Below are 6,565 nucleotides of genomic sequence, written 5' to 3' on the forward strand. Positions count from 1 at the left end.
GGGGGCCAAACGAGGCAATTCTCGAGGGTCAGATCGGCCGGGTCACCTCGATCAGGGTGACTCCGGCGGCCGCACCGGGCGTGGACATGGCGGCGAGTGCCGCAGGGGCTTCGGCGAGGGTGATTCGGCGGCTGATCAGGTCCTGAGGGCGCAACCCGCCGCTCAGCACAAGATCCAGCAGCGCCGGATAGTCGTGGGCGGGCATGCCATGGCTGCCGAGTACAGTCAGTTCCCGCGCAATCACCGTGCCGAGCGGTATCCGCGGGTCGTCCGCCAGCAGGCCGATCTGCACGTGCCGCCCACGCGTTGCCAGGGAACGGATGCCGATGGCCACCGTATTCTCCCGGCCGAGCGCCTCGAGACTCACGTCTGCACCCCCTGATGCGAGCGCCCGAATGCGCTCGACCACCTCGTCGTCGGGCAGTTCGGCCGAGTTGACGACGTGAGCAGCTCCCACCCGGCTCGCCGCCTCGAGCGCGTCGGAATTGATGTCGACGGCGATGACGAAGGCGCCGAGCGCCTGCCCAATCATGACCGCGCTTAGGCCGACTCCACCGCAGCCGACGACCACAAGGGTTTCGCCCGCCTGCAGCCGTGCCTGGTGCACGAGTCCGCGGAACGAGGTGGCGAACCGGCAGCCGAGCATCGCGGCAGCGCCGGCGTCGAGGTCATCGGGGATGGCGATGAGGTTCACGTCGGCGTTGTGCAGCGCGACCCGCTCGGCGTAGGAACCCCAGTGGGTGAATCCGGGCTGGGTCTGGTTGCGACAGACCTGTCCGTTGCCGGCGTCGCACTCCGGGCACTCGCCGCAGGCGCAGACGAACGGCACCGTCACGCGCTGACCAACCCGAAATCGGCGCACGAGCGGCCCGACAGCGTCGATCACGCCGACCAGTTCGTGGCCGGGAACGTGCGGCAGCGCAATGTCGGCGTCATGGCCGAGCCAGCCGTGCCAGTCGCTGCGGCAGAGTCCGGTCGCCTCGACCCGCACGATCACGCCCGCCGCACTTATCAGCGGCTCTGGCACCTCGCGCAGCACCGGAAGCACGCCGAATTCTTCGAAATAGACCGCTTTCATGCTCTACAGTCTGCCCGACGGATGCCCGCGGCGCGGTTTTCGAGACCGAGTCGCGGCATCCGTTGGTTGAACGCTACGCGCCGCGGAGGCGCGCGGCGAGGTAGGCCTCGAGCTCGGCGAGCGGCACGCGCTCCTGCGCCATGGTGTCGCGGTCGCGTACGGTGACGGCCTGGTCGTCGAGCGAGTCGAAGTCGACCGTGATGCAGAACGGGGTGCCGATCTCGTCCTGGCGACGGTAGCGACGGCCGATGGCGCCGGCGTCGTCGAAGTCGACGTTCCAGAGCTGGCGCAGGCTCGCGGCAAGCTCGCGCGCCATCGGGGAGAGCTTCTCGTTGCGCGACAGCGGCAGGATGGCGGCCTTGACCGGCGACAGGCGCGGGTCAAGCTTGAGCACGGTGCGCTTGTCGACGCCGCCCTTATTGTTCGGAACCTCTTCTTCGACATACGCATCGACCAGGAAGGCCATGAGCGAGCGGGTCAGGCCGGCCGCGGGCTCGATCACCCAGGGCGTCCAGCGCTCGTTTTTGGTCTGGTCGAAGTAGGAGAGGTCTTTACCGGATGCCTTGGCGTGCGTCGACAGGTCGAAGTCGCCGCGGTTCGCCACGCCCTCGAGTTCACCGAACTCGGTGCCCGTGAAGCCGAAGCGGTATTCGATATCGACGGTGCGCTTGGAGTAGTGCGAGAGCTTCTCGGCCGGGTGCTCGAACAGGCGCAGGTTTTCGGGGTTGATTCCGAGGTCGGTGTACCACTTCATGCGGGTGTCGATCCAGTACTGGTGCCAGGTCTCGTCCGTACCGGGCTCGACGAAGAATTCCATCTCCATCTGCTCGAACTCGCGGGTGCGAAAGATGAAGTTTCCGGGGGTGATCTCGTTACGAAAGCTCTTGCCGATCTGGCCGATGCCGAACGGAGGCTTGGAGCGCGACGCCTGCAGCACGTTGGCGAAGTTCACGAAAATGCCCTGCGCGGTTTCGGGGCGCAGGTAGTGCATACCGGCCTCGTCATCGACCGGGCCAAGGTAGGTCTTGAGCAGGCCGGAGAAGGCACGCGGCTCGGTCCAGATGTGACGATTGCCGCAGTTCGGGCAGGCAATGTCGTCGAGGCCGTTTTCGGGCGGGCGGCCCTTCTTCTCCTCATATTGCTCTTCGAGGTGGTCGGCGCGAAAACGCTTGTGGCAGCTCGTGCACTCGATCAGCGGGTCGCTGAAAACCTCGACGTGACCGGATGCTTCCCAGACCTGGCGAGGCAAAATCACGGAGGAGTCGAGGCCGACGACGTCGTCTCGGCTGGTGACCATCGAACGCCACCACTGCTTCTTGATGTTTTCTTTGAGCTCAACGCCGAGGGGTCCGTAGTCCCAGGCGGAGCGGGAACCGCCGTAGATCTCACCGGCCTGAAAAACGAAGCCGCGGTGGCGGGCGAGGGCGATGACGGAATCAAGATGAGTGGGTGCGGCCACGGTGGCTCCAATGGTCGAAGGCGCAGAATGCGAGCGAATGCCCGGTTATCCATTTTACGCGCTCGATCCGACCCGAGTTCCCGCTCTGGTTCGGAGCCTTTCTCGCGCGGAGGTAACGTTAGTAGGCAGATTCACAGGATTTGCCTTGGCTCAAGGAGGAGAAATGGGCGCCGCGTCCAACACGACCGAATCACCGACCGCTCTGAAACGGATTCCGCACGACCTCGCGGTCGCTCTGGATCCAGAGGAACTTGACGCCCACGATCGCCACTGGACGCCCCTAAAAATTGCGATCTGGTCAGCTATTTCACTGCTCGGCGGCCTCAGCTGGGTCATGCTCGCCGTCGTGCGCGGTGAAACCGTCAACGCGATCTGGTTCGTGTTCGCCGCGATCTGCACCTATCTCATTGGCTATCGTTTTTACTCGAAGTTCATCGAGAAGCACATCATTCGCCCGGATGACCGTCGCGCCACCCCGGCCGAGTACAAGGCCGATGGCAAGGACTTCGCCGCGACCGACCGTCGCGTGCTGTTCGGCCACCATTTCGCTGCCATCGCCGGCGCCGGCCCCTTGGTCGGCCCCGTTCTGGCCGCGCAGATGGGCTACCTGCCCGGCACTATCTGGATCATTGTCGGCGTCGTTCTCGCCGGCGCGGTACAGGATTACCTGATTCTGCACTTCAGCATGCGCCGCGGCGGTCGTTCGCTCGGCCAGATGGCCCGCGACGAACTCGGTGTGATCGGCGGCACCGCCGCCCTCATCGCGACCCTCGTGATCATGGTCATCATCGTGGCGATCCTCGCCCTCGTGGTGACGAACGCCCTCGCCGAAAGCCCGTGGGGCGTCTTCTCGGTCGGCATGACCATCCCGATCGCGCTGTTCATGGGCTGCTACCTGCGCTTCTTCCGCCCGGGCAAGATCACCGAAATATCCATCATCGGCTTCGTGCTGCTCATCGCCGCCATCATCGGCGGCGGCGTGGTGGCTGGCACCGACTGGGGTCAGACCTACCTGCTGCTCGACAAGGTGACCATCGCCTGGGGCATCATCCTCTACGGCTTCATCGCCGCTATCCTGCCGGTCTGGCTGCTGCTCGCCCCGCGCGACTACCTGTCGACCTTCATGAAGATCGGCACGATCGGCATGCTCGCCGTGGCGATCGTCATCATCCGTCCCGAAATCAGCGTGCCGGCCGTGAGCGAATTCGCATCGAGCGGCACCGGTCCGGTCGTCGCCGGAACGCTGTTCCCCTTCCTGTTCGTCACGATCGCCTGCGGCGCCCTGTCGGGTTTTCACGCGCTCATCGCCTCGGGAACCACGCCGAAGCTCATTCAGAAGGAACGCCAGACCCGCTTCATCGGTTACGGCGGCATGCTCATGGAGTCGCTCGTCGCGATCATGGCCCTCGTCGCCGCACTGTCGATCGACCGCGGCATCTACTTCGCCATGAACTCCTCGCCCGCCCTCACTGGCGGCACCGTGCAGGGTGCGGTCGCCTTCGTGAACAGCCTCGGCCTGACCGGCGTCAACCTCACGCCCGACATGCTGACCGATATGGCGACCAACGTCGGCGAGGAGTCGATCGTTTCCCGCACGGGCGGCGCGCCGACGCTCGCCGTCGGCCTCTCGCACATCATGCAGCAGCTCGTCGGTGGCACGTCAATGATGAGCTTCTGGTATCACTTCGCCATCATGTTCGAAGCACTCTTCATTCTCACCGCAGTGGATGCCGGCACCCGCGTCGCCCGCTTCATGCTGCAGGACAGCCTCGGCAACTTCTTCCCGAAGTTCAAGAACACCTCCTGGCGTCCTGGCGCCTGGGCCGCCACGGCCATCATGGTCGCCGCCTGGGGTGCAGTGCTGCTGATGGGGGTGGCCGATCCGCTCGGCGGCATCAACACGCTGTTCCCGCTGTTCGGAATCGCCAACCAGCTGCTTGCGGCGATCGCGCTGGCCGTGTGCATGGCCATCGTCGCCAAGCGTGGACTGTTCAGATACCTCTGGGTCGTGGCGCTTCCGCTCGGATTCGCTGCCGTCGTCACGATTTCGGCGTCGTTCCTGAAGATCTTCTCGACCACCCCGGGCATCGGTTACTTCGCGCAGAACCGCGCATTCTCCGAGGCCCTCGCCGCTGGCGAGACGAGCTTTGGCACCGCACCGAGCGTCGAAGCCATGGAAGCTGTCGTGCGCAACACGATGGTGCAGGGCGTGCTGTCGATCGTGTTCGTGGTGCTCGCGATCATCGTGATTCTCACGGCTCTTCAGGCCACTTGGAACGCGTACCGCAAGAACTCCAGTGCGACGAGTGAAGATGACGCCGTGCAGTCGCAGACCTACGCCCCGGCTGGATTCATCATGACCCCGCCCGAGAAGGTGCTGCAGGCCGAGTGGGATGCCCTGCCGGTGCACAAGAAGATCAAAATCAAGGGTCACTGATGACCCTGCTGGCGGGCGTCCGCAAGGGCGCCCGCGGGGTGGTTTGGTACCTCAAGGGGATCCTCGGCGAGGATGCCTACGAGAAATATGTGGCGCACCACGCGGCGCTGCATGCGGCCGGTGCTGATGACGGTACTGACGGCGCGGCACCGCATCCGCTTATGACTGAGCGGGAATTCTGGCGCGACCAGACCGACCGTCAGGATGCGAACCCGCAGGGACGCTGCTGCTAGAGGCGGATAGTCTGCGGCGAAGACGAGCGGGGGCGGGGCGCAGCGACTGAGCGCGCTCCGCCCTCGCCTCGACCGGCTGCCGCCGTGGGAGATCGTGCTGCTGATCTGGGCTATTTCGCGACTGCTCACGACGGCCCTGCTCGGCACCATGTTCGCCGTCGCCACCCGGTTGGACTGGACCTTCGCGCGCTATCGGAGCGACCCGAGTTTCTTCACCTTTTCGGGGTCGTGGGACAGTTCGTTCTACCGCCAGATCGCGCTGCACGGGTATCCGAGTGAGCTGCTGACGGACTTAAACGGCCAGGTCGAGCCCAACGTCTGGGCCTTTCTGCCGGTGTTTCCGTGGCTCGTGCGCGAGGTTTCGGCGCTGACCGGCCTGGACTTCTATGTCGCTGGCACACTCGTGGCGATGGCCTTCGGGGCCGGGGCGGCCCGCATGCTGTACCGGCTGCTGGCCCCGCGGGTGGGGGTTCATCCAGCGCTCTGGGCGGTCGCCCTGTTCTGTTTCGGGCCGCTGTAGTTCGTTCTGCAGGTGGCCTACGCCGAAAGCCTGTTTCTGCTCTTGGTGTTCGCGAGCCTCTGGCTTATGCTTCAGCGGCGCTATCTGCTGATGATTCCGTTCGCCGTCGTGGCGGCATTCACCCGGCCGGGCGTGCTCGCGTTGTCGCTGGCCCTCGCTCTGCTGCTGGTGCTGGTGCTGGTGCTGGTGCTGCGCTGGCGGGAGCGTGGTTTTGTCTGGCGTGAGCGCTGGGCGATCGTTGTTACCGGGCTGATCATAGCCGCGGCCGGCCTGGTCTGGCCGCTTGTAGCCGGCGCGGTCACCGGGGTTCCTGACGCCTACCTTGCCACAGAGCTGTCGTGGTGGACCGGCTTCGTCGGCCGGGTCGAGCTTGTGCCGCCCACGCCGTGGTTTCTGATGGCGTTTGAGTACCTCGGCGTGGTCGGAATTGTGCTGGTTCTGCTGCTCGCGGCGGGGTTTGGGTGGTGGTTGTCGCGGCGGGCGCTGCATCCGCTCCGACCGGAAATCGTGGCGTACTCGGCGAGCTACGGACTCTACCTGGTGGCCGTGTTTTTGCCGCAGCAGAGCCTGTTTCGGCTGCTGCTGCCGCTCGAAGCCGCTGCGGCGCACCCTGCTGGCCGGGTCGATCGCGCTGCAGCCGGTCGCGATCGTGCTGCTCTGGTTTGTCGGGTATCCCTGAGCTCGTACTTCGCCCATTTTTTCGCCGACCCGTGAGTTTCTGACGTCGAGCCGTGGGTTTGACCCCAAACCGCGCCGGCAAAGTCATATGGTCGTAGCAACGCTCTAGTGATTGGAGCGTTTTATGGTCAAGTTGTTTCCGCCGAATACTCGCACTGAG

At 65.0% G+C, this 6,565-nt stretch carries 6 protein-coding genes; 4 read left to right on the forward strand and 2 right to left on the reverse strand.

Annotated features, from left to right (window positions below; translation table 11 throughout):
- Positions 1-28: 28 nt before the first annotated feature.
- Together CXY80_RS05565 and CXY80_RS05570 are read right to left on the reverse strand one after the other, a co-directional pair.
- Entirely contained in the window at positions 29-1,078 is a 1,050-nt protein-coding gene (locus tag CXY80_RS05565; protein WP_104131881.1) for an alcohol dehydrogenase catalytic domain-containing protein, read from the reverse strand.
- 73 nt (positions 1,079-1,151) lie between these two features.
- Positions 1,152-2,537 (reverse strand): glycine--tRNA ligase, encoded by a 1,386-nt coding sequence (locus CXY80_RS05570; protein WP_104131882.1) that lies wholly within the window; start codon positions 2,535-2,537, stop codon positions 1,152-1,154.
- Positions 2,538-2,700: 163 nt separating this feature from the next.
- Here CXY80_RS05570 and CXY80_RS05575 point away from each other — a divergent pair, with 163 nt between their 5' ends.
- The 4 genes from CXY80_RS05575 (at position 2,701) to CXY80_RS20045 (ending at position 6,441) form a co-directional block, all read left to right on the forward strand.
- Positions 2,701-4,974 carry a carbon starvation CstA family protein gene (locus tag CXY80_RS05575; RefSeq protein WP_104131883.1) on the forward strand — a complete coding sequence of 758 codons (2,274 nt, stop codon included), beginning with the start codon at positions 2,701-2,703 and terminating at the stop codon, positions 4,972-4,974.
- A complete protein-coding gene (locus CXY80_RS05580; RefSeq protein ID WP_092448129.1) occupies positions 4,974-5,207 on the forward strand; it encodes a YbdD/YjiX family protein in 234 nt (77 codons plus the stop codon). Before CXY80_RS05575 ends, CXY80_RS05580 begins: the two co-directional genes overlap by 1 nt.
- 94 nt (positions 5,208-5,301) lie before the next feature.
- Positions 5,302-5,727: a hypothetical protein gene (locus CXY80_RS20040; RefSeq protein ID WP_233195033.1), complete on the forward strand. Its 426-nt coding sequence runs from the start codon at positions 5,302-5,304 to the stop codon at positions 5,725-5,727.
- A gap of 12 nt (positions 5,728-5,739) precedes the next feature.
- On the forward strand, positions 5,740-6,441 hold the full coding sequence (locus CXY80_RS20045; protein WP_233195035.1) for a hypothetical protein: 702 nt from the start codon (positions 5,740-5,742) through the stop codon (positions 6,439-6,441).
- Positions 6,442-6,565: the final 124 nt, after the last annotated feature.

This window comes from Cryobacterium sp. M91 (genome assembly GCF_002929615.1).
Classification (GTDB): domain Bacteria; phylum Actinomycetota; class Actinomycetes; order Actinomycetales; family Microbacteriaceae; genus Cryobacterium; species Cryobacterium levicorallinum.